This window comes from Streptomyces sp. NPDC092952, assembly GCF_044754785.1.
Taxonomy (GTDB): Bacteria; Actinomycetota; Actinomycetes; order Streptomycetales; family Streptomycetaceae; genus Streptomyces.
This window is the reverse complement of record NZ_JBIVPT010000005.1, coordinates 484,177-504,371: the sequence shown is the minus strand read 5'-3', so window position 1 is coordinate 504,371 and position 20,195 is coordinate 484,177. Positions and strand designations below refer to the sequence as shown.

Here is a 20,195-nt window from a genome sequence, read left to right as displayed (position 1 = left end):
GTCCACCCCGACGACGTCCAGGCCGAGGAGATCCGCGCATGCCCGCTCCCCGCACCGTCCTGCTGACCGGCGCCGCCGGCGGTCTCGGCACCCTGATGCGCGGGCTGCTGCCCGGGTACGGGTACACGCTCCGGCTCTTCGACGCCGTCCCCGTCGAGGGCGAACCGGACGCCGTCACCGCCGACCTCGGCGACCGGGAGGCGGTGCGCGAGGCGGTCCGGGGGGTCGACGCGATCATCCATCTCGCGGGGATCTCCCTGGAGTCCTCGTTCGACAGGATCCTCCGGGCCAACATCGAGGGCACGTACCACCTCTACGAGGCGGCGCGGGAGGAGGGCGTGCGGCGCGTGGTGTTCGCCTCCTCCAACCATGTCGTCGGCTACACGCCCCGGCCCCTGCCCGGCGATCCACCGGTGCGCACCGACGCCCCGCGCCGCCCCGACACCTTCTACGGCCTGTCCAAGTCCTTCGGCGAGGACCTCGCCCAGCTGTACTGGGACCGGCACGGCATGGAGACCGTCTCGGTACGGATCGGCTCCTGCTATCCCGAACCGACCTCGGTGCGGATGCTCTCGCTCTGGCTGAGCCCGGCGGACGGCGCCCGGCTCTTCCACGCCGCGCTCACCGCGAAGGACGTGCGGCACACGGTCGCTTACGGATCCTCCGCGAACACCCGGCTGTGGTGGGACCTGGCATCGGCCCGCGCGCTGGGGTACGAGCCGCGGGACGACTCCGAGCCGTACGCGGCCCGGCTCGTCGCCGAACAGGGCGAACTGGACCCGGACGACCCCGACCACGCCCACCTCGGCGGCCACTTCTGCACCCGCCCGCCCCTCTGGCCGCGCTGACCGCGAAGCGCCGCACCCTTCGCCGGAACGCCGCACCACTGACCGCGCGAGCGCCGCGCCACCGACCACGAAGCGCCGCGCCCTCGCCCGAAATCCGCGCGACAGGGCATCTGTGCGGCGGGCAGGATACGGCCCCATGCCGAGACCTTCCGGATTCCTGTACGAGCAGCACGGCGACGCGAGCGTCACCCTCACCCATCACGGCCGCCGCGCGGGCACCCTGCGCGGCGACCGGGCGGCGAAGTTCCTGGCCGAGGTGGAGTCGGGGGACGCGCAGTTGGTGATGGCCCGCTGGACGGGGGCGTACAAGCACGGCAACGAGCGCGCCGCCCGGAACCATCCCCGCAACCGCTGAGCGGCCGGGCGGCACGGGCGACGGGGCCGGAAAGTCCGGGAAGTTCAGGAAGTCCGGAACGTCTCCGAAGGTAAGGGAACGGCAAAGGGACATCGTTCGTTACCCGGAGCATGACCGCTATGACCCCCGGCTCGAACATCCCTCTCTCCGCGGCCCGCGTGGCCGTGGACGTCGCCGCTCCGGTGCGGCTCGACGTCTCGGGCCTGCTCCTCACCGTCGACGGCAAGGTCCGCTCCGACGACGACTTCATCTTCTACAACCAGCCCAACGGCCCCGGTGTGACCTACCGCTCCGGCGGCGGCACCGCGCCGGACACGATCGTGGTGGACACCGCCGCGGTCCCGGCCGGCATCGAGAAGATCGTCGTCACGGCCAGCCCGGACGCGGCGGGCCAGACCTTCCAGGGCATCGAGCCCACCGCGACGGTGCGCAACGCCGACGACAGCAGCGTGCTCGCCACCTTCACCCCGCCGCGGCTGGGCGCGGAGACCGCGCTCGTGGTCATCGAGGTCTACCGGCGCAACGGCGTCTGGAAGGCCCGCGCGGTCGGCCAGGGGTACGCGAACGGCCTGGCCGGGATCGCCACGGACTTCGGCGTGACGGTCGAGGAGGAGCCCGCCGCCGCGCCGCCGCCCCGGATGCCCGCCGCTCCCCCGGCCCCCGCCGCGGCTCCCCTGGACCCTCGCGTCGCTGCTCCCCCGGTCCCGGCCGCTCCCCCGGCGCCGCCCGCCGCCCCGCCCGCGCCCGCGCCGGGCAGCGGAAAGATCAACCTCGACAAGGGCCGTGTCAGCCTCCAGAAGAACCAGACGGTCTCCCTGGTCAAGGGCGGCCGCCCGCTGCTCTCCCAGGTCAAGATGGGCCTCGGGTGGGAGCCCGCGTTCCGGGGCAAGGACATCGACCTCGACGCCTCCGTGATCGCCTACGGCCCCAACCGCAACCATCTGGACAGCTGCTACTTCGGCAAGCTCTCCATCCTGAACGGCGCGGTCAAGCACTCCGGCGACAACCTCACCGGCGAGGGCGCGGGCGACGACGAGGTGATCGTCGTGGACCTGGGCCGGCTCCCCGCCGAGGCGACCGGCCTGGTCTTCACGGTCAACTCGTTCACCGGGCAGAAGTTCACCGAGGTCGCCAAGGCCTACTGCCGGCTGGTCGACGCGGCCACCGGCGAGGAACTGGTCCGCTTCGACCTGACGGGTGCCGAGCCGCAGACCGGCGTGATGATGGCCAAGCTGATCAGGCAGTTCTCCGGCGAGTGGGAGATGACGGCGATGGGCGACTTCGTGAAGTCGCGCACCGTCCGGGGCATGGTGAAGCCCGCCGCCCAGGCGCTGTAGCCGAAGGCGCCGGGCCCGGTCCGGCACACCCCGCACGGGCTCCGGCCGCCACCGGGCGGCGGAGCCCCGCACGGGAAGGCGGACGCTACTTCTGCGGCTGGCGCTTCCACGGGCCGGTGATGGCGACCATGATGCCCGGCGTCTGGATGTTGGCGTACAGCGTCCGCCCGTCGGGCGAGAAGGTGACGCCGGTGAACTCGCTGTACTCCGGCTCCTCCTCGCTGCCGATGTTCAGCTCGTTGCGGGCGATCGGATAGGTGCGGCCGCTCTCGGTCGCGCCGAAGAGGTGCTGGACGCCCTCGCCGTCCTCGGCGATGACCAGACCGCCGTACGGCGAGACGGTGATGTTGTCCGGGCCGTCGAAGGCACCGTCCTTCGACGGGTCGGGGTTGACCCCGAGCAGCACCTTCAGGGTCAGGGTGCGGCGCTTCGGGTCGTAGAACCAGACCTGGCCGTCGTGCTGGACGGGGCTCTCGTCGCGGGCGAACGAGGAGACGACGTAGGCGCCGCCGTCGCCCCACCACATGCCTTCGAGCTTGCGTGCGCGGGTGACCTCGCCGTCGGCGAACTGCTTGCGCACCGAGACGGTCTTGGCGTCGCGGTCGGGCACGTCGGCCCAGTCCACCCCGTAGACCGTGCCGATCTTCGTGGCGCGGGACAGGTCGTCGACGAACGCGCCCTTCTTGTCGAAGCACTTGGCGGCCTGGAGGACCCCGGCGTCGTCGGCGAGCGTGCGCAGCTTGCCCCGGCCGTGCTTGAAGCCCTGCGGCGGGACCCAGCGGTAGAGCAGCCCGTTGGGCTTGGAGGCGTCCTCGGTCAGGTAGGCGTGGCCGAGCTTGGGGTCGATGACGACGGCCTCGTGGGCGTACCGGCCGAAGGCCTTGATCGGACGCGGGTCGCGGTTGGCCCTGCGGTCGTAGGGGTCGACCTCGAAGACGTAGCCGTGGTCCTTGAGCAGGCCGTTCTTGCCCGCCTTGTCCTCGGTCTCCTCGCAGGTCAGCCAGGTGCCCCACGGGGTGGCGCCGCCCGCGCAGTTGGTGGACGTGCCGGCGATGCCGACCCACTCCGCGGTGCGGCCGTCGCGGCGGGTCTCCACGACGGTGCAGCCGCCGGCCGCGACCGGGTCGTAGACCAGGCCCTCGGTGAGCGGGACCGGGTGCTCCCAGCCGGAGCGGACTCCGCTGAGCTCGTGGTTGTTGACGAGGAGGGTGACGCCGCGCGGGCCCTCGAAGGCGGCCGTGCCGTCGTGGTTGGAGGGGGTGTACTCGCCGGACTCCAGCCTGGTGACCCCGCAGTGGGTGACGACCTGGTACGAGAAGCCCTTGGGGAGGGCGAGGAGGCCCTTGGGGTCGGGGAGCAGCGGGCCGTAGCCGGGCTCACGCCCGTGACCGTGTCCATGACCGTGCTCGCCCCGGTCGTCCCGGCCGTGCTTCGGCTCGTCCGCCGCCAGGGCGCCAGGCGCGGTGGCCAGCGCCGCGACGGTGCCGGTCAGCGCGATACCGGCACCGGTGAGGACGGACTGCTTGGTGAATTCCCTGCGCGTGGAGGGCATCACGTAACTCCTGGGGACGACGTGGGCGGGCTGTTGCCGCACCCACGTTCGCGTCCCCACGCCAACATCAGTTGAACTGCGGACGACGTCCGGGGGCACCCTTTCTGTGCAGTTGGCCGGAATACGTGTCCAGATCTCACCTCACAGTCCGCGCCCCCGGTCGACGGGCGGTCAGGAGCCCGTGCGCGAGCGGGCCTTGAACGCCGCCTTGCGGGCTTCCTTCGCCTTCTTCTTGTCGCTGTGCAGCCGCCCCATCGCGTCGAGGACGTCCGCGGTCGCCGGGTGGTCCACCCGCCAGACCTCGTCGAAGAAACCGTTGTGCCGGCCGGCCAGCCCCTCGACCAGGCCCTGGAGTTCGTCGAGGTCGCCGTCGGCCGCCAGCTGGGCCGCGATGGTGTCGACGGCCAGCCAGAAGATCATCGACTCCGACGGCGCGGGCACCGCGTCCGCGCCGAGCTCCACGAGCCAGACCCTGGCCAGGCCGCCCAGCTCGGGATCGTCCAGCACCGTGCGTACCGCGGGCTCCGCCTCCGCGCCGACCAGGGCGAGCGCCTGCTGGCAGTGGAGCCTGCGCAGCGGCGCGCCCGGGTCCGTGCCGCGCGCCGCGGCCAGCAGTTCGGCCGCCGACCCGGCCGCGTCGCCGCGCCGGGCCAGCCACAGCTCGACCTCGCTGCCGGACGCCGCCTCGGGGTAGTGCGCGACACCGGCGAGCAGGGCGTCGGCGCCCTTGTCCGCGAGGTCGCCGACCGCCGGGGCGTCCACCCCGGCCTCCCGCATCCGGGTGCGCAGCCCGTACAGCCCGAGCGGGGTGAGCCGGACCATGCCGTACCGGGTGACGTCCTCGTCGTCCGCGGCCGGAACGGCCTCCTCGCCGGCCTCCACCAGCAGCGACTCGTCCACCGGGCGGTAGTCGACCAGGCCGATCGGCTCCAGGACCCGGAACTGGTCGTCCAGGCGCATCATCGCCTCGGAGACCTGCTCCAGCACGTCGTCGGTCGGCTCGCCCATGTCGTCGGGCACGATCACCGAAGCGGCGAGCGCGGGCAGCGGCACCGGCTCCGGGTCCGTGCCGCCCCGGCCGTCGCCGACGGTGAGCAGGTAGAGGTTGGCCAGGGCCCCGTCCAGGAAGTCCGCCTCGGCCTCCGGGTCCCAGTCCAGCGCGTCGAAGTCGACCGAACCGTCCTCGCCGACCAGTTCGGCCAGGTCGTCGAGGACCGGCGCGGTGGCGTCGGCGTACGCGGCCTCCAGGCCGTCGAGCCAGATCGCCAGCACGTCCTGCGGTGAACCGCCGGTGACCAGCGGCAGGTTCTCCCCGGGGGCGGCCGTTCCCACCGCGTCCGGACCGTCCTCCTCGGCCGGGTCCGTCACGTCGATCAGCCCCGTGTCGACCGCGAGCCGCCATGCCTCGCTCGCCTCCGCCGCACCGTTCTCGTCGGCCGCGAGGCCCAGGTGCTCGGCCGCCGCGGGCAGCTTCTCGTCGACGAGCTCGCCGCCCGCGCCGACACCGGTCTCCGGCCCCGCCCAGCGGGCGAGCCGGACGGCGCGGGCGAGCAGCGGCGCGGCCAGCGCGTCCCGTGCCAGCTCGGCCTCGGTGCGCAGCCGGACGGGCGGCAGGGTGGGGGGCTCTGCGGACATCAGGGGGGTCTCCTCGGGACATACGGTTCGTACGGGGTCGGGCGGGCCCCAGCGTAGACGCAATTCACCCCATGCCGCCCGGCCCATGGGAAGGACCGCGGCGGCCTGTCCGGCGGGCCCTGGCAACCGCCCGGCGCACACCGGGGATTGACGCGCGTAGACCTCCGCCCTCCGGGGTGTCAGCCGCCCGTGCCCGGCGCGATGCTGAGCGCGGGCGCGTACCGGTGGACCCCGCCGCCGGCGGCCACCCCGGGGTAGGACCGGACCCGCTCCCACTGCGGGGTGTCCGAGCCGATCCCCACACCCTTCCCGGCCAGCGCGTCGATGTGGGCGCGGGCGCTCTCCCACTCGGCGTAGTTCACCACCCGCGTCCCGTCGGTGCTCACGTGGAAGTGGCCGGAGATGCCGCCGGGGGCCCGCGAACCGTCGGTCGCCAGTGCCTCGAACACGGTGTCCACCCAGTCCCGTTGGCGCGCCGGATCGGGGCCCTCGAACGCGACGTCGACGATCACCACGCAGCCCGGCTCCCGCGCGTCGTCCTCCCCCGGAAGCAGCGAGCGATAGGGCTCCAGGGTGTGCAGCCCGAGCCGGCGGACGCCCGGTACGGCGGCGTCGATCTCCGCGTTGCGCTCGTCCCGGCCGTCACGGAAGAAGTCCTGGTACGCCGACTCGCCACTCCACTGGCTGTAGTGGAGGAGTGTCCGCCCGTCCTCGCCGGTGTGGACGGTGTACGAAAGAAGTCCGGGGTGCGGCCAGTCGCGGCCGCCCCACGCCGCACGGATCGCCTCGACGGTCGCCCGCATGCGCTCCGGCGTGCCGGTGTCCCAGGTGCTCATCTTGACGAGGCCCACGTCGTTGCGGGCAAGATCGGGGCGGGATGTGAAACGCACGCTCATGGCGGATCCTCCTGACCGGGGCACCGGGGTGGTGCGCCCTCACCGGCCACCCTCGTACGTCAACCGGGGTTGAGGTCAACACGCCGCGTCCGGCCGCCCCACCGTGTCCGCCGGGAGCACGACGAACGGAGTACCGCATGGCACCGCTTCTCAGGACGATCAGCCGCGAGGAGCATCTGGCGTTCGTCGCGGGCCGCCCGTCCGTGAGCCATATGCAGGTCCCGTCGTGGGGCGACGTGAAGCCCGACTGGCGTGCGGAGAGCATCGGCTGGTTCGACCGGGACGGCGCGGGCCGGGAGCGGATCGTCGGCGCGGGGCTCGTGCTGTACCGGCCGATCCCCCGGCTGAAGCGGTACCTGGCCTATCTGCCGGAGGGCCCGGCCGTCGACTGGTTCGGCGCGGAACCCCGGGAGTGGCTCGATCCGATGGTGGCGCATCTGAAGGCGCGGGGCGCGTTCGCGGTGCGGATGGGGCCGCCGGTGGTGACGCGGCGCTGGGACGCCCGTACCGTCAAGGAGGCCATCGCCGACCCGGCGGCCGGGCGGCTGCGCGACGTACCGGCGGACGAGGAGGACCCGGGGGCCGCCGGGCTGGCGGCGGAGCTGACCCGGCTGGGCTGGCGGCGCGGCGAGGAGGAGAGCGAGGACGGGTTCAGCGCGGGGCAGCCCCGGTACGTCTTCCAGGTGCCGTTCGCCGGGCGCACCCTGGAGGAGGTCCGCGGCGGCCTGAACCAGCAGTGGCGGCGGAACGTCAAGAAGGCGGAGAAGGCGGGCGTCAAGGTCGTCGAGGGCGGCTTCGAGGACCTTCCGGCCTTCTACGGGCTGTACCGCGAGACGGCGGAGCGCGACCGCTTCATCCCCCGCCCGCTCGCCTACTTCGAGCGCATGTGGACCTCGCTGCGGGCCGAGGACCCCGGGCGGATGCGGCTCTACCTCGCCGAGCACGAGGGGGAGACGCTCTCCGCGGCGACGATGCTGACCGTCGGCGACCACGTCTGGTACTCCTACGGCGCCTCGACCGCCCACCGGCGCGAGGTCCAGCCGAGCAACGCCGTCCAGTGGCGGATGATGAGCGACGCGCACGAGCGGGGCGCGGCCGTCTACGACCTGCGCGGCATCACCGACACCCTGGACGAGAGCAACCACCTGCTGGGCCTGCTGCGGTTCAAGGTCGGTACGGGCGGCCGGGCGGCGGAGTACATCGGCGAGTGGGACTACCCCATCAACAAGGTGCTCCACAAGGCGTTCAGCCTGTACATGGCGCGCCGCTGAGCCTCAGCGCGTGGTCCGCCAGGCCGTCATGTTCAGCTCGTCGAGCAGACGTACGTCGCTGCCTTCGAGCGGGAAGACGCGGGGCTCCAGGCCGGGGGCCGGGGCGATCTCCAGCGCGTCGCCCTCGATGAGGTCGCCCCCGGTCGGGGTGGAGACCCAGGCCAGCAGCGCGTACATCTTCCGGCCCGGCTCCAGCACGACCTGCTGCGGGCCCCGGTCGGTGCCCATGTAGGAGGAGCCCGGGTTGACCTTGACCGGCAGCGGGTCGCCCGCCTCGTCCAGTGCCCGGACGGAGGGGTAGCCGTGGACCGGGTACGGCTTGGAGCCGCAGTTGGTGAGGGTGAGCCCGACGGCCCGGTGGCCGAGCGCCGGCTCCACCTCGCCCATGTCGACGACGACGCCGGAGGACGGGCAGTCGGCCCGGCCGGTGGGCGTAGGGGTGGGCGTGGGGGTCGTCGGCCGTCCGGCGGGCGGGCGTCCGGCAGCCGTGACGGGGGCGCTGGGGAACGGCGAGGTCAGCGTGTCGGCGTGCACCCGGTACGGGTCGGTGGGCGTCGGCCCCGGCTCGCCCTCGCCCGCCGGTACGAGGAAGCCCGCGCAGCCGGAGAGCGTGAGCCCCAGCGCCCCGGCCAGGAGCGCGGCCGCCAGCGGGCCGCGCCCTCGGTGGACCGTTCCGTGCTCCGTACCCGTCCGTCCCCGCATGTTCGCGCCCCCGCCCGGTCGACCGCCCGCCGTATGGATGTTCGATCATGCCAGAGCGCGGTGGACCGGCATCCATCGTTCAGCGTTGCTTGCCGGTCATCCGGAGCAGATCTAAGTGGACCTTCACGGTCCACTCGGCCGAGACTTCGGGGATGACCTCCCCCTCCACCCCTTTCGGCCGGGCGCTCTGCGCCATGATCACGCCCTTCACCGACGCCGGCGGGCTGGACCCGGACGCCGCCGCCCGGCACGCCGCCCGGCTGGTCGCGGACGGCTGCGACGGCCTGGTGCTGAACGGCACCACCGGCGAGTCCCCGACCACGACCGACGCCGAGAAGACCGCCCTGCTGCGGGCGGTCCGGGAAGCGGTCGGCGACCGGGTGCCGCTCGTCGCCGGGGTCGGCAGCGCGGACACCCGGCACACCGTGGAGCTGGCCCGGCAGGCCGAACGGGCGGGCGCGGACGGCCTGCTGGTGGTGACGCCGTACTACAGCCGACCGCCGCAGGCCGCCGTCGAGGCGCACTTCCGCCGCGTCGCCGACGCGACCGGCCTCCCGCTGATGCTGTACGACATCCCCGGCCGCACCGGGACCCGCGTCGAGCCGGAGACCCTGCTGCGGCTGGCCGGACACCCCCGCGTCGTGGCCGTGAAGGACTGCGCGTACGACCTGCTGGGCTCCACGAAGGTGATCGGCGCGACCTCGCTGGCGTACTACTCGGGCTGCGAGGAGCTGAACCTTCCGCTGTACGCGGTGGGCGCGGCCGGCTTCGTCAGCACGGTCGCCAACGTGGCGCCCGGTCCGCTTCGGGCGGTCCTGGACGCCTTCGACGCCGGGGACACCGCCGGGGCCGCCCGGCTCAACCTGCTGACCGCCCCGCTGGGCGAGGCCATGATGGCCTCGGGGCTGCCCGGCGCGGTCACCGCGAAGGCGCTGCTCGGCGCCGGGCCGGTCCGTGAACCGTTGCAGCCCGCCGGGCGCGGGGCGGCCGGCGGGCTGCGGGAGGTGTACGCGGAACTGCTCCGCGCCCTCGATCAGTTGTGACTGTGCAGGACGTCGTTGAGACCGTCCCAGACCGCGTTGTTCGGGCGGGCCTCGACCGCGCCGGAGACCGAGTTGCGGCGGAAGAGGATGTTCGAGGCGCCGGAGAGCTCCCGGGCCTTGACGATCTGCCCGTCGGGCAGCGTGATCCGGGTGCCGGCGGTGACGTAGAGCCCGGCCTCGACGACGCACTCGTCGCCGAGCGCGATCCCGACCCCGGCCTCGGCGCCGATCAGGCAGCGCTCGCCGATCACGATGCGCTCCTTGCCGCCGCCGGAGAGGGTGCCCATGGTGGAGGCGCCGCCGCCGATGTCGGAGCCGTCGCCGACGACGACGCCCGCGGAGATGCGGCCCTCGACCATCGAGGTGCCGAGGGTGCCCGCGTTGAAGTTGACGAAGCCCTCGTGCATGACGGTCGTACCGGCGGCGAGGTGGGCGCCGAGCCGGACGCGGTCGGCGTCGGCGATGCGGACGCCCTTCGGGGCCACGTAGTCCGTCATCCGGGGGAACTTGTCGACCGAGGTGACCTGGAGGTGCAGCCCCTCGGCGCGGGCGTTCAGCCGGACCTTCTCCAGGTCGTCCACGGCGACCGGGCCCAGCGAGGTCCAGGCGACGTTGGCGAGGAGGCCGAAGAGCCCGTCCAGGTTCTGGCCGTGCGGGCGGACGAGGCGGTGCGAGAGCAGGTGCAGGCGCAGGTACGCGTCGTGCGCGTCCAGCGGCTTGTCGTCGAGCGAGCCGATGACCGTACGGACGGCGACGACCTCGACCCCGCGGCGGGCGTCCACGCCGACGGCCTTGGCGGCGCCCTGGCCCAGGAGGGTGACGGCCTCGGCCGGGGTGAGCCGTTCGGTTCCGGCCGGGCCGGGTTCGGCGGTGAGCTCGGGGGCGGGGAACCAGGTGTCGAGAACGGTGCCGTCGCCGGCGATGGTGGCGAGGCCGGCGGCGACGGCGCCGGTGGTGCGAGCAGGAGTCGTGTCGGTCATGACACGAAACCTAACCGGCCGGACGCCGCGGGAGCCAACCGGTCTCGCCCGATGGTCGTGGCGCCGCCCGCACCGGGCGCCACCTCGAAGAGTTCCTTCAGGGAACCCACTATGGCATCATGCGGTCCGGTGGAAGGCGGACGTCGCCGGACGCGGCGGACCCACGGAGGAACCCATGCCCCAGCGCACCAGCCTGGCCGGCGCCGACTGCGCGATCGCCCAGGCGCTCGACGTGGTGGGCGACTGGTGGACCCTGCTGATCGTGCGGGACACGGCGCGCGGGGTGCACCGCTTCGACGCGCTCCAGGAGGAGCTGGGCGTGTCCCGCAAGGTGCTGACCGAGCGGCTGCGGCTGCTGGTGGACGCGGGGGTGCTCGCCAGGGTGCCGTACCAGGACCGCCCGCCCCGGTACGAGTACCGGCTCACCCCGCGGGGCCGCGCCCTGCTGCCCGTACTGGTCGCCCTCCAGGACTGGGGCGACACCTGGCTGCTCGGAGAAGGGGAGACGATGGCGACCGCCGAGGAGAGCTCGAAGGAGGCGGCCCGGGTGCACGCCCTGGTGGGCACGCGCCTGCCGGAGCTGCGCCTGCCGGACCACGAGGGCGCCCCGCGCGACCCGGTCGCCGGTACCGCGAGCACCGTCCTGTACTTCTTCCCCGGCGCCTACGCGCGCAAGGACGCCTATCCGCCGGGCTGGGCCGCCATCCCCGGCGCGCGGGGCTGCACCCTCGAATCCTGCACGTACCGCGACCAGTTGGCCGAGTTCACCGCGGCGGGTGCGACGGTGCACGGCGTCTCCACCCAACGCCCGGACGAGCAGCGGGACTTCAGCCGGGCGGAGGGGCTGCGGTTCCCGCTGCTGTCCGACGCGGGACTGGAGCTGACGGCGGCCCTGCGGCTGCCGACCTTCCGCGCCGGGGGCGTCAGCAGGCTGAAGCGGCTGACCCTGGTGGTGGACCGCGACCGGACGGTGCACGAGGCGCTGTACCCGGTGACGGACATCGAGGAGAGCGTCCGGGCGGCGCTCGCGGTGGCCCGGTCCCTCGGCCCGTCCGGGGACTGAGCGCCCGGAGGGGACGTCCGGGGCGGGCGCCTCAGCCGGTGATCCGCCCCAGCATCTCGCGCGCGTACGCCTCGTCGTACGTACCGCCGGTGAGCAGCACCTGGAGGCAGATCCCGTCCATCAGCGCGACCAGCGCGCGGGCCGTGGCCGGGCCGGTCCGCCGGGCGAGCAGCGCGGCGGCACCGTCGGCCCACTCGGCGGCGACCGGCCGCAGCGCGGGCCTGCGCAGCGCGGCGAGGTACAGCTCGTACTCCAGCTCGGCCCCGCCGTGCGCGCCGGAGAGGTACCACCCCAGCAGCCGGGCCAGCTCCCCGGCCAGGTCGGACTCCGGGTCGGCCAGGGCCTCGCTGTCCCGCATGATCCCGGCGAAGTTCTCGTTCGACCGGCGCAGCGCCGCGATCAGCAGCTCGTCCAGCGAGGCGAAGTGGTACGTCGTCGAGCCGAGCGGCACATCGGCCTCGGCGGCGACGGAACGGTGGCTCAGCTCCGCGATGCCCCGGGCGCCGACCACCCGGATCGCGGCGTCGATGATGCGGTCGCGCCGGCCGGGGTCGTAGCGGCGGGCCATCAGTGGGCCCCGCCCAGGTTCAGCACCACCACTCCGGCGATGATCAGCACGATTCCGGCCAGCTTGACCGCGTTGCCGGACTCGCCCATGAAGAGGATGCCGATGGCGGCGATGGCCGCGGTGCCGACCCCGGCCCAGATCGCGTAGGCGGTGCCCATCGAGAGCGTCTTCAGCGTCCGGGCGAGCAGCCCGAAGGCCAGGAGGTAGCCCGCGACGGTGATGAGCGAGGGCCAGAGCCGGGTGAACCCCTCGCTGTACTTCATGGCCGTCGTGCCGGCCACCTCCGCCGCTATGGCCGCGGCCAGCAGTCCGTAACCCATGTGTACGAGTGTACGCATCGCCGGGATACGGAGAAGGCGGGAGCTTACGGGCGGCCGAAACGTTACGGTGTCCCGACCGACAGCACACCAGTACGACGAGACACGACGGAGCGACAGTGGCGCAGGACGCAGGGTGGGGCGGAGCACCGTACGGAGGACCCCAGGGACCGCCGGGGTGGGGAGGCTGGGCGCCGCCACCGCCGAAGCCGGGGGTGATACCGCTGACCCCGCTCAGACTCGGTGACATACTCGGCGGCGCCTTCAGCACGCTGGGGCGCTACTGGAAGCAGTTGTTCGGCATGGGCGCGGCCGTCTACGGCGGGGCGCTGGCGGTCATGGCCGTCACGGTCGTGATCGCGTACTCCGCGGTCGGCGGCCATCTGCGCACCCTCCTCTCGCTCGACTCCGACGCGGACCCGAGCCCCTCCGACCTGACTCCGGTCCTGATCGGTTTCGGCGTCTTCTTCCTGGTCGCGATGGTCGTCGGCGTACTCTCGACGGCCTTGATGTACGCGGCCGTTCCCACGGTGCTCCAGGAAGCGGTGCTGGGCCGGCCGACCACCTTCTCCGCCGTCTGGCGCCGGGCCTGGTCCCGCGTCCGGGCGGTGATCGCGACGGTGTTCCTCACCTATCTGATCGCGATGATCCCGATGGTGCTCGTGATGGTCGCGTTCTTCGCCCTCGTCGTCGGAGTGATCGCGGTGGGGCACGACACCGGCGCCGCCCCGTGGATCGCGCTCGGTCTCGTGGGCGCCCTCCTCACCGGCCCGCTGGCGATCTGGCTCTTCGTGAAGTTCTCCCTGGCGCCCTCGGTCGCGGTCTTCGAGGGGCAGTCCGCGGTGGCCTCCATGCGCCGCTCGTCCCGGCTGGTGCACGGCGACTGGTGGCGCGTCCTCGGCATCAGCCTGCTGGGCGCCCTGCTGGCCATGGTCACGAGCTACATCGTCCAGATGCCGTTCTCGTTCCTCGGCATGTTCTCCGGCATCATCGGCGGTTCGACACTGAGCGAGGACCCCAGCCCCGCCGCGGTCCTCTTCGCCATGAGCGGCTACCTGGTGGTCGTGGCCCTGGGCAGCCTGATCAGCCAGTTCATCACGGCGGTCTTCCCGCCGCTGGTGACGGGACTGATCTACGTCGACCGGCGCATCCGCACCGAGAACCTCGGCCCGACCCTCGCCGAGGCGGCGGGCGTACCGGCGCAGTACGGCACCCCGGACGGACCCACGTACCACGGCCCGCGGTAGGGCCCCGGGGCCCTGCCGCAGGCCGGCCGTTCGCCGGGCGAGGGGCTACCTGTTCGACGACAGCACGCAGAATTCGTTGCCCTCGGGGTCCACGAGCACCCGCCAGCTGACGTCCGCCCGCTGCCCGACGTCGGCCGGGCGGGCTCCGAGCCCGATGATCCGCGCGACCTCGGTGTCCCGGTCGTCGGGGTCGAGGTCGAGGTGCAGCCGGTTCTTGACCGTCTTCGGGTCGTCCACGGGGACGAAGGTGATCACGGGCAGGGTGGATTCGTCGACGCCGATGACGTACTCGTCCTCGGCCTCGTGGAGCACCTTCCAGTCGAGCACCGCGCACCAGAAGCGGGCGAGTGCGGGCGGGTCGTGGGCGTCGATGACAATGCTGCAGAGAGAAACGGCCATGCCCGCCAGTCTGCCTGGCGGGCACGGCCGTTCGCGTCCGGGTCGTACGGTCCGTCAGCGGCCGACGGTGAACCAGACGGCCCGCGACTTCTTCCACTCGGCCTGGTCGAGGTCCTTGGCCTCCTTGCCGTCCCCGTACAGATCGGCCGAGCCGGAATCCGTGATCAGCTGCGCCCGGGCCCCCGGCACCGTCAGGTCGGGGACGTCCACGACGGCCTCCCAGCCGCCCGGGTCCGTGGTCGGCAGGTCGATCCGCTTGACCGGGGCGTGCGCCGGGACGCCGTCCCAGGTGTAGAGGGCGTACGGGGCGGAGTTGTCGTCGGCCGCCCAGGAACCCGCGACGATCAGGTACTGGTCGGCGGCGTTCTTGCGGATGTCCCGGATGCTGAGCCCGCCGAGGTCCAGCTCGATCGGCGCGCCCATGACCGCCTTCGCCCCGCTGCCGGCCACCTTGTCGAAGTTGGTGACGGGCACGATCAGGGCCTTGCCGCCCGTCTTCGGCGGCACCAGCGGTGCCCGGAAGCCGAGGTACGCGGTGGTCGTGGAGCCGGGGGCGAACTCCAGGCCCTCGACGTTGAACCCGTCGATCTGCTTGGGCGCCTGGCCGTCCTCCGTACCCGCGGCGAAGCCGAGCCGGTTGCCGTTCGCCTTGTCCCAGGCGACCAGGTCGTCACGGAGCTTCTTGTACGAACCGCCGACCTTCAGCTGGGTGTCGGCACCCGAACCGGTCACCGTCGTGGTGAAGACGGTGTTGCGGGGTGCCTTGTAGACGCCGTCCTTGTTGTTGCCGAGCGAGCCGGTCCAGTAGATCGTGTCGCCGACCCGGGTGGCCGCCTCGATGTCGACCTCCTTCGACAGCCCGAGCTGCGCGCCGACGTCCCAGCTGCGCACCGGGCCGCCGGAGGCGGAACGGTCGTACAGGCGCAGCGTGTTGGACTCGTCGTCGCCGACGACGATGTACCCGCCGCCGACGTCGACGGCGGCCGAGGAGTCGGCGGAGCCGGTGAGGTAGCGGGTGTCGGCGGCGTTCTGCGCGGCGGCGGACGCGGCGTAGTGCAGGGTCTTGGTGGCGGTCTTGCCGCCGAGCCCGGTGACCTTGACGGTGAGGTCGGTGTAGCCGCGGCCGCGTGCGGCGACCGCGAGGGTCCGGGTCGCGCCGCTGCCCGTCACGGTCACGTCGTCCGCCCGGGCGACGGCCGGCTTGGAGCTGGCGGACACCGCGACGCCGAGCTCGCTCGCGTCGGCGCCGCTCTGGGCGACGGTGACGGTGACCACCGGGTCGCCGCTCGCACCGACGGCGCCGGAGAGGTAGGAGACCGGGAGCCCGATCGTCGGGGTCCCGTAACTCGCGGCCTGTGCGGGGGTGTTGACTCCCAGGGCGGCCAGCAGGAGAACTCCGCCCGCGGCGGTGGCCGCCCTGCGGCCGGGAAGCGAAATCTGATGCAGCACGGCATGCCTCTCGTCGGCGTGGTGTCGCGGTTACGTTCCGCTGACCATGCCAACGACGGGCGCACCCCGGGGGTACGGCGGGCGACGCCGAAACGAAGAACGGCCCCCGGATCGGGGGCCGTTCCACCGCGGCGTGCGAACGCGCACCGGTCAGACGTTGAAGCCGAGGGCGCGCAGCTGCTCGCGGCCGTCGTCCGTGATCTTGTCCGGTCCCCACGGCGGCATCCAGACCCAGTTGATCCGCAGTTCGTTGACGATGCCGTCGGTCGCCGACTTCGCCTGGTCCTCGATGACGTCGGTCAGCGGGCAGGCCGCGGACGTCAGCGTCATGTCGAGGGTGGCGATGTTGGCGTCGTCGATGTGGATGCCGTAGATCAGGCCCAGGTTGACGACGTCGATGCCCAGCTCGGGGTCGACGACGTCGTACAGGGCCTCACGGACCTCCTCCTCGGAGGCCGGCTTGATCGTCGGGGTCTCGTCGGTCGTCACCGTGTTGTCGCTCATGCCGTCTTCCCTTCGGACAGCGCTTTGGCCGTCGCGTCCTTCCACGCCATCCAGCTCAGCAGCGCGCATTTCACCCGGGCCGGGTACTTGGAGACACCGGCGAACGCGACCGCGTCCTCCAGCACCTCCTCCATCGCGTCGTCCGGCTCGATCTGGCCCTTCGACTGCATCAGCTCCAGGAAGGTCTCCTGGATCTTCTGCGCCTGGCCCAGCTCCTTGCCGACCAGCAGGTCGTTGAGGACGGAGGCGCTGGCCTGGCTGATGGAGCAGCCCTGACCCTCGTACGACACGTCGGCGATGGTCTCGCCGTCGTACTTCACCCGGAGCGTGATCTCGTCGCCGCACGTCGGATTGACGTGGTGCACCTCTGCGTCGCCGTCCCGCAGGCCGCGCCCGTGGGGGTGCTTGTAGTGGTCCAGGATCACTTCCTGGTACATGGAGTCAAGCTTCACCAGTCAACCCTCAGCCGCTCGTCCATCATGCGAAAAAGTTCCGTACGTGCTCCAGACCGTCCACCAGGGCGTCGACCTCGGCGGGCGTGGAGTACAGATAGAACGACGCTCGCGTCGTCGCAGGAATTCCGTACCGGAGGCAGACCGGCCGCGCGCAGTGGTGTCCGACCCGGACGGCGATGCCCTGCTCGTCGAGGACCTGGCCGACGTCGTGCGGGTGGATGTCACCGAGCGTGAAGGAGATCGTGGCGCCCCGGTCCTCGGCCGTAGCGGGGCCGATGATCCTGAGGTCGGGGACCTCCAGCAGCCGCTTCACCGCGTACTCGGTGATCGCGTGCTCGTGCCGGGCGATCCTGTCCATGCCGATCGCCGAGAGGTAGTCCACGGCCGCGCCGAGGCCGACGGCCTGGGCGATCGGGGGCGTACCGGCCTCGAACTTGTGCGGCGCGGGGGCGTACGTCGACGAGTGCATCGACACGGTCTCGATCATCTCGCCGCCGCCGAGGAACGGCGGCAGGTCCTCCAGCAGCTCCTGCCGGCCCCAGAGCACGCCGATGCCGGTCGGGCCGACCATCTTGTGGCCGGTGAAGGCCACGAAGTCGGCCTGGAGCGCCTGCACGTCGAGCACCATGTGCGGCGCGGCCTGCGAGGCGTCGATGCAGACCAGGGCGCCGACCTGCTGGGCCCGGCGGACGATCTGCTCGACCGGGTTGATCGTGCCCATGATGTTGGAGACCAGCGTGAAGGAGACGATCTTCGTCTTCTCCGTGATGATCTCCTCGATGTTGGACAGGTCGAGGCGGCCGTCGTCGGTGATGCCGAACCACTTCAGCTTCGCGCCGGTGCGCTGCGAGAGCAGCTGCCACGGCACGATGTTGGAGTGGTGCTCCATCTCGGTGGTGACGATCTCGGTGTCGTGGTCGACCCGGTAGGGCTCGTCGGCCCAGCCGAGCATGTTGGCCACGAGGTTGAGCGACTCGGAGGCGTTCTTGGTGAAGATCACCTCGTTGCGGCTGGGCGCGTTGATGAACGCCGCGACCTTGTCACGGGCGCCCTCGTAGAGCGCCGTGGCCTCCTCGGCGATGGTGTACACGCCGCGGTGCACATTGGCGTTGTGCCGCTCGTAGTACTTGTTGAGGGCGTCGAGCACCTGGCGCGGCTTCTGCGAGGTCGCCGCGCTGTCCAGGTAGACGACCTTCTTCCCGTCGTGGACCGTCCGATCCAGCAGGGGGAAGTCCTTGCGGATCGCCTCGGTGTCGAGGAGGCCCGGCAGCTGTGTCACGCGGACGCGCCACCCTTCACGTATGCCTCGTAGCCCTCGTTCTCCAGCTTGTCGGCGAGCTCGGCGCCGCCGGACTCGGCGATGCGGCCGTTGGCGAAGACGTGCACGAAGTCGGGCTTGATGTAACGGAGGATCCGCGTGTAGTGCGTGATCAGCAGGGTGCCGACCTCGCCGGTCTCGCGGACCCGGTTGACGCCCTCGGAGACGATGCGCAGGGCGTCGACGTCCAGGCCGGAGTCGGTCTCGTCGAGGATCGCGATCTTCGGCTTGAGGAGCTCCAGCTGAAGGATCTCGTGGCGCTTCTTCTCACCGCCGGAGAAGCCCTCGTTGACGTTGCGCTCGGCGAACGCCGGGTCCATCTGGAGCCGGCCCATCGTCTCCTTGACCTCCTTGACCCAGGTGCGCAGCTTGGGGGCCTCGCCGCGGACGGCGGTGGCGGAGGTGCGGAGGAAGTTGGAGACCGAGACACCGGGGATCTCGACCGGGTACTGCATCGCGAGGAACACGCCGGCGCGGGCGCGCTCGTCGACGCTCATCGCCAGGACGTCCTCGCCGTCCAGCGTCACCGAACCGCTGGTGATCGTGTACTTGGGGTGGCCCGCGAGGGAGTACGCCAGGGTGGACTTGCCGGACCCGTTGGGGCCCATGATGGCGTGGGTCTCGCCCTGCTTCACGGTCAGGTCGACGCCCTTGAGGATCTCCTTCGTGGCGTTGTCGGCCTCGACGGAGACGTGCAGGTCGCGGATTTCAAGCGTTGCCATGGGTGACTCAGGGCTCCTGGGTGACGGAGACGAGCACATCGTCCCCTTCGATCTTGACGGGGTATACGGGGACGGGGCGCGTCGCGGGAAGGCCGGACGGCTTGCCGGTGCGCAGGTCGAAGCTGGAGCCGTGCAGCCAGCACTCGATCATGCAGTCCTCGACCTCTCCCTCCGACAGGGAGACGTTCGCGTGCGAGCAGATGTCGTTGATCGCGTACACCTCGCCCTCGGTACGGACGAGGGACACCGGGACGCCGTCGAGCTCCACCCGCTTCGGGGTGTCGTCCTCCAGCTCGCTCAGCGCGCAGACTTTGACGAAGGCCATCAGACGGACGCCCTCAGCTCGGCCTCGATCTTGTCGAGCAGCCGGGCCTCGACGTCCGGCAGACCGATCTGCTGGACGAGCTCGGCGAAGAAGCCGCGCACCACGAGCCGACGGGCCTCCTCGGCGGGGATGCCGCGGGCCATCAGGTAGAACAGCTGCTCGTCGTCGAAGCGGCCGGTCGCGGAGGCGTGGCCGGCGCCGACGATCTCGCCGGTCTCGATCTCCAGGTTCGGCACGGAGTCGACCCGGGCGCCGTCGGTGAGGACGAGGTTGCGGTTCATCTCGTAGGTGTCGGTGCCCTCGGCCGCGGCCTGGATGAGGACGTCACCGATCCACACGGCGTGCGCGTCGTCGCCCTGGAGCGCGCCCTTGTAGGCGGCGTTGGACGAGCAGTGCGGGGTGTTGTGGTCGACCAGGAGGCGGTGCTCCTGGTGCTGGCCCTTGTCGGTGAAGTACAGGCCGAAGAGCTCGGCGCTGCCGCCGGTGCCGGCGTAGGCGACCCGGGGGTGGAGCCGGACGAGGTCGCCGCCGAAGGTGACGACGATCGACTTGAACGAGGCGTCCCGGCCGACCAGCGCGTTGTGCTGGCCGACGTGGACCGCGTTCTCGTCCCAGTCCTGGACGGAGACCACGGTGAGCTTGGCGCCGTCGCCGAGGACGTAGTCGACGTTGGCGGCCAGCACCGCGTCACCGGTGTGGTCGATGACCACGACGGCCTCGGCGAAGGCGCCGAGCTCGACGACCTGGTGGCCGAAGGCGGTGCCGCCCTCGCCGTGGACGGCGATCCGGATCGGCTCGGTGAGCACGGCCTCCTTGGGGACCGTGACGACGGACGCCCGGTCGAAGGAGGAGTAGGCCTGGGCGGCGACCCGGTCGACCGGCGTGCCGGCCCTCCCGAGCCGGGCGTCGTCGCGGCCGACGCTCTCGACGGTGACGCCCTCGGGGGCCTCGATCGCCACCTTCACGGCGCCGTCGGTGGCGGTGGCGGTGCCGTCGTGCAGTCCGCGCAGCCGGTCCAGGGGCGTGAACCGCCACTCCTCCTCGCGGCCGTGCGGGACCGGGAAGTCCGTCACGTCGAAGGACGGCGGCGCGCTCATGCGCGTGGCTACGGTGGATTCGGCGGCCACCGCGATGGAACCGGCGGTGGTGGAACCCGTCGGAAGATTCTGAGCCTCAGCCATGGCTGTCGTCGTGCTCGCTTTCTCTGTC

At 72.1% G+C, this 20,195-nt stretch carries 22 protein-coding genes; 7 read left to right on the top strand and 15 right to left on the bottom strand.

The genetic code is table 11. The features are described 5' to 3' along the window. The first annotated feature begins 38 nt into the window (after positions 1-38). From ACIQGQ_RS16280 to ACIQGQ_RS16270, 3 genes are all read left to right on the top strand, one after another. Complete coding sequence (locus ACIQGQ_RS16280) at positions 39-848, top strand: NAD-dependent epimerase/dehydratase family protein (RefSeq protein ID WP_402395838.1); 810 nt, start codon at positions 39-41, stop codon at positions 846-848. A 136-nt stretch (positions 849-984) separates the two neighbouring features. Then, a complete protein-coding gene (locus ACIQGQ_RS16275; RefSeq protein ID WP_402395836.1) occupies positions 985-1,203 on the top strand; it encodes a hypothetical protein in 219 nt (72 codons plus the stop codon). A 110-nt stretch (positions 1,204-1,313) separates the two neighbouring features. Beyond that, positions 1,314-2,540 (top strand): TerD family protein, encoded by a 1,227-nt coding sequence (locus tag ACIQGQ_RS16270; RefSeq protein WP_402395833.1) that lies wholly within the window; start codon positions 1,314-1,316, stop codon positions 2,538-2,540. A gap of 85 nt (positions 2,541-2,625) precedes the next feature. On the opposite strand, the gene ACIQGQ_RS16265 is transcribed toward ACIQGQ_RS16270, so the two are convergent. The 3 genes from ACIQGQ_RS16265 to ACIQGQ_RS16255 all read right to left on the bottom strand — a co-directional run bounded on the left by ACIQGQ_RS16265 (position 2,626) and on the right by ACIQGQ_RS16255 (position 6,623). Next, positions 2,626-4,092 (bottom strand): alkaline phosphatase PhoX, encoded by a 1,467-nt coding sequence (locus ACIQGQ_RS16265; protein WP_402395830.1) that lies wholly within the window; start codon positions 4,090-4,092, stop codon positions 2,626-2,628. A 171-nt stretch (positions 4,093-4,263) separates the two neighbouring features. After that, positions 4,264-5,727, bottom strand: coding sequence for a hypothetical protein (locus tag ACIQGQ_RS16260; RefSeq protein WP_402395826.1), 1,464 nt, complete (start codon positions 5,725-5,727; stop codon positions 4,264-4,266). A 179-nt stretch (positions 5,728-5,906) separates the two neighbouring features. Continuing rightward, positions 5,907-6,623: an antibiotic biosynthesis monooxygenase gene (locus tag ACIQGQ_RS16255; RefSeq protein WP_402395824.1), complete on the bottom strand. Its 717-nt coding sequence runs from the start codon at positions 6,621-6,623 to the stop codon at positions 5,907-5,909. A gap of 137 nt (positions 6,624-6,760) precedes the next feature. On the opposite strand from ACIQGQ_RS16255, the gene ACIQGQ_RS16250 reads away from it, so the two are divergent. After that, positions 6,761-7,894: a lipid II:glycine glycyltransferase FemX gene (locus tag ACIQGQ_RS16250; RefSeq protein ID WP_402395821.1), complete on the top strand. Its 1,134-nt coding sequence runs from the start codon at positions 6,761-6,763 to the stop codon at positions 7,892-7,894. Between the two features lie 3 nt (positions 7,895-7,897). Here ACIQGQ_RS16250 and ACIQGQ_RS16245 read toward each other — a convergent pair whose 3' ends face one another. Further along, positions 7,898-8,596 carry a DUF4232 domain-containing protein gene (locus tag ACIQGQ_RS16245; protein WP_402395818.1) on the bottom strand — a complete coding sequence of 233 codons (699 nt, stop codon included), beginning with the start codon at positions 8,594-8,596 and terminating at the stop codon, positions 7,898-7,900. A gap of 152 nt (positions 8,597-8,748) precedes the next feature. Between ACIQGQ_RS16245 and dapA the strand changes: the two genes are divergently transcribed. Beyond that, entirely contained in the window at positions 8,749-9,639 is an 891-nt protein-coding gene (gene dapA, locus ACIQGQ_RS16240) for a 4-hydroxy-tetrahydrodipicolinate synthase (RefSeq protein ID WP_402395815.1), read from the top strand. Here the strand turns inward: dapA and dapD are convergent. Further along, entirely contained in the window at positions 9,630-10,619 is a 990-nt protein-coding gene (gene dapD / locus ACIQGQ_RS16235; RefSeq protein ID WP_366298820.1) for a 2,3,4,5-tetrahydropyridine-2,6-dicarboxylate N-succinyltransferase, read from the bottom strand. The genes dapA and dapD overlap by 10 nt on opposite strands. 175 nt (positions 10,620-10,794) lie before the next feature. Here dapD and ACIQGQ_RS16230 point away from each other — a divergent pair, with 175 nt between their 5' ends. Further along, positions 10,795-11,682: a winged helix-turn-helix transcriptional regulator gene (locus tag ACIQGQ_RS16230; RefSeq protein WP_402395811.1), complete on the top strand. Its 888-nt coding sequence runs from the start codon at positions 10,795-10,797 to the stop codon at positions 11,680-11,682. 31 nt (positions 11,683-11,713) lie between these two features. Here the strand turns inward: ACIQGQ_RS16230 and ACIQGQ_RS16225 are convergent, their stop codons facing one another. Beyond that, the gene (locus tag ACIQGQ_RS16225) at positions 11,714-12,250 is read right to left on the bottom strand and encodes a TetR/AcrR family transcriptional regulator (RefSeq protein ID WP_402395808.1); all 537 of its coding nucleotides are present in this window, start codon (positions 12,248-12,250) and stop codon (positions 11,714-11,716) included. Next, positions 12,250-12,570 (bottom strand): multidrug efflux SMR transporter, encoded by a 321-nt coding sequence (locus ACIQGQ_RS16220; RefSeq protein WP_352275058.1) that lies wholly within the window; start codon positions 12,568-12,570, stop codon positions 12,250-12,252. Before ACIQGQ_RS16220 ends, ACIQGQ_RS16225 begins: the two co-directional genes overlap by 1 nt. Positions 12,571-12,782: 212 nt before the next feature. Between ACIQGQ_RS16220 and ACIQGQ_RS16215 the strand changes: the two genes are divergently transcribed. After that, positions 12,783-13,814: a hypothetical protein gene (locus tag ACIQGQ_RS16215; protein ID WP_402395804.1), complete on the top strand. Its 1,032-nt coding sequence runs from the start codon at positions 12,783-12,785 to the stop codon at positions 13,812-13,814. A gap of 45 nt (positions 13,815-13,859) precedes the next feature. On the opposite strand, the gene ACIQGQ_RS16210 is transcribed toward ACIQGQ_RS16215, so the two are convergent. The 8 genes from ACIQGQ_RS16210 to sufD all read right to left on the bottom strand — a co-directional run bounded on the left by ACIQGQ_RS16210 (position 13,860) and on the right by sufD (position 20,167). Beyond that, positions 13,860-14,213 (bottom strand): VOC family protein, encoded by a 354-nt coding sequence (locus ACIQGQ_RS16210; RefSeq protein ID WP_402395801.1) that lies wholly within the window; start codon positions 14,211-14,213, stop codon positions 13,860-13,862. 54 nt (positions 14,214-14,267) lie between these two features. Next, entirely contained in the window at positions 14,268-15,662 is a 1,395-nt protein-coding gene (locus ACIQGQ_RS16205) for a hypothetical protein (RefSeq protein ID WP_402395798.1), read from the bottom strand. Between the two features lie 150 nt (positions 15,663-15,812). Further along, the gene (locus ACIQGQ_RS16200) at positions 15,813-16,166 is read right to left on the bottom strand and encodes a metal-sulfur cluster assembly factor (protein WP_352275055.1); all 354 of its coding nucleotides are present in this window, start codon (positions 16,164-16,166) and stop codon (positions 15,813-15,815) included. After that, on the bottom strand, positions 16,163-16,618 hold the full coding sequence (gene sufU, locus ACIQGQ_RS16195) for a Fe-S cluster assembly sulfur transfer protein SufU (RefSeq protein WP_402395794.1): 456 nt from the start codon (positions 16,616-16,618) through the stop codon (positions 16,163-16,165). The genes ACIQGQ_RS16200 and sufU overlap by 4 nt, the downstream gene beginning before the upstream one ends. A gap of 25 nt (positions 16,619-16,643) precedes the next feature. Then, positions 16,644-17,900 (bottom strand): cysteine desulfurase, encoded by a 1,257-nt coding sequence (locus ACIQGQ_RS16190; protein ID WP_402395791.1) that lies wholly within the window; start codon positions 17,898-17,900, stop codon positions 16,644-16,646. Continuing rightward, complete coding sequence (gene sufC, locus ACIQGQ_RS16185) at positions 17,897-18,661, bottom strand: Fe-S cluster assembly ATPase SufC (RefSeq protein WP_402395788.1); 765 nt, start codon at positions 18,659-18,661, stop codon at positions 17,897-17,899. Before sufC ends, ACIQGQ_RS16190 begins: the two co-directional genes overlap by 4 nt. Positions 18,662-18,668: 7 nt before the next feature. Further along, on the bottom strand, positions 18,669-18,986 hold the full coding sequence (locus ACIQGQ_RS16180; protein ID WP_402395785.1) for a bifunctional 3-phenylpropionate/cinnamic acid dioxygenase ferredoxin subunit: 318 nt from the start codon (positions 18,984-18,986) through the stop codon (positions 18,669-18,671). Next, positions 18,986-20,167, bottom strand: a complete 1,182-nt coding sequence (gene sufD / locus ACIQGQ_RS16175; protein ID WP_402395782.1) for a Fe-S cluster assembly protein SufD — start codon at positions 20,165-20,167, stop codon at positions 18,986-18,988. The genes ACIQGQ_RS16180 and sufD overlap by 1 nt, the downstream gene beginning before the upstream one ends. Positions 20,168-20,195 lie beyond the last annotated feature (28 nt).

Bases quoted from the DNA above. Each gene is read 5' to 3' on its own strand.
- ACIQGQ_RS16280 (WP_402395838.1), top strand. From the start codon at position 39: ATGCCCGCTCCCCGCACCGTCCTGCTGACCGGCGCCGCCGGCGGTCTC.
- ACIQGQ_RS16275 (WP_402395836.1), top strand. From the start codon at position 985: ATGCCGAGACCTTCCGGATTCCTGTACGAGCAGCACGGCGACGCGAGC.
- ACIQGQ_RS16270 (WP_402395833.1), top strand. From the start codon at position 1,314: ATGACCGCTATGACCCCCGGCTCGAACATCCCTCTCTCCGCGGCCCGC.
- ACIQGQ_RS16265 (WP_402395830.1), bottom strand. From the start codon at position 4,092: ATGCCCTCCACGCGCAGGGAATTCACCAAGCAGTCCGTCCTCACCGGT.
- ACIQGQ_RS16260 (WP_402395826.1), bottom strand. From the start codon at position 5,727: ATGTCCGCAGAGCCCCCCACCCTGCCGCCCGTCCGGCTGCGCACCGAG.
- ACIQGQ_RS16255 (WP_402395824.1), bottom strand. From the start codon at position 6,623: ATGAGCGTGCGTTTCACATCCCGCCCCGATCTTGCCCGCAACGACGTG.
- ACIQGQ_RS16250 (WP_402395821.1), top strand. From the start codon at position 6,761: ATGGCACCGCTTCTCAGGACGATCAGCCGCGAGGAGCATCTGGCGTTC.
- ACIQGQ_RS16245 (WP_402395818.1), bottom strand. From the start codon at position 8,596: ATGCGGGGACGGACGGGTACGGAGCACGGAACGGTCCACCGAGGGCGC.
- dapA (WP_402395815.1), top strand. From the start codon at position 8,749: ATGACCTCCCCCTCCACCCCTTTCGGCCGGGCGCTCTGCGCCATGATC.
- dapD (WP_366298820.1), bottom strand. From the start codon at position 10,619: ATGACCGACACGACTCCTGCTCGCACCACCGGCGCCGTCGCCGCCGGC.
- ACIQGQ_RS16230 (WP_402395811.1), top strand. From the start codon at position 10,795: ATGCCCCAGCGCACCAGCCTGGCCGGCGCCGACTGCGCGATCGCCCAG.
- ACIQGQ_RS16225 (WP_402395808.1), bottom strand. From the start codon at position 12,250: ATGGCCCGCCGCTACGACCCCGGCCGGCGCGACCGCATCATCGACGCC.
- ACIQGQ_RS16220 (WP_352275058.1), bottom strand. From the start codon at position 12,570: ATGGGTTACGGACTGCTGGCCGCGGCCATAGCGGCGGAGGTGGCCGGC.
- ACIQGQ_RS16210 (WP_402395801.1), bottom strand. From the start codon at position 14,213: ATGGCCGTTTCTCTCTGCAGCATTGTCATCGACGCCCACGACCCGCCC.
- ACIQGQ_RS16200 (WP_352275055.1), bottom strand. From the start codon at position 16,166: ATGAGCGACAACACGGTGACGACCGACGAGACCCCGACGATCAAGCCG.
- sufC (WP_402395788.1), bottom strand. From the start codon at position 18,661: ATGGCAACGCTTGAAATCCGCGACCTGCACGTCTCCGTCGAGGCCGAC.
- ACIQGQ_RS16180 (WP_402395785.1), bottom strand. From the start codon at position 18,986: ATGGCCTTCGTCAAAGTCTGCGCGCTGAGCGAGCTGGAGGACGACACC.
- sufD (WP_402395782.1), bottom strand. From the start codon at position 20,167: ATGGCTGAGGCTCAGAATCTTCCGACGGGTTCCACCACCGCCGGTTCC.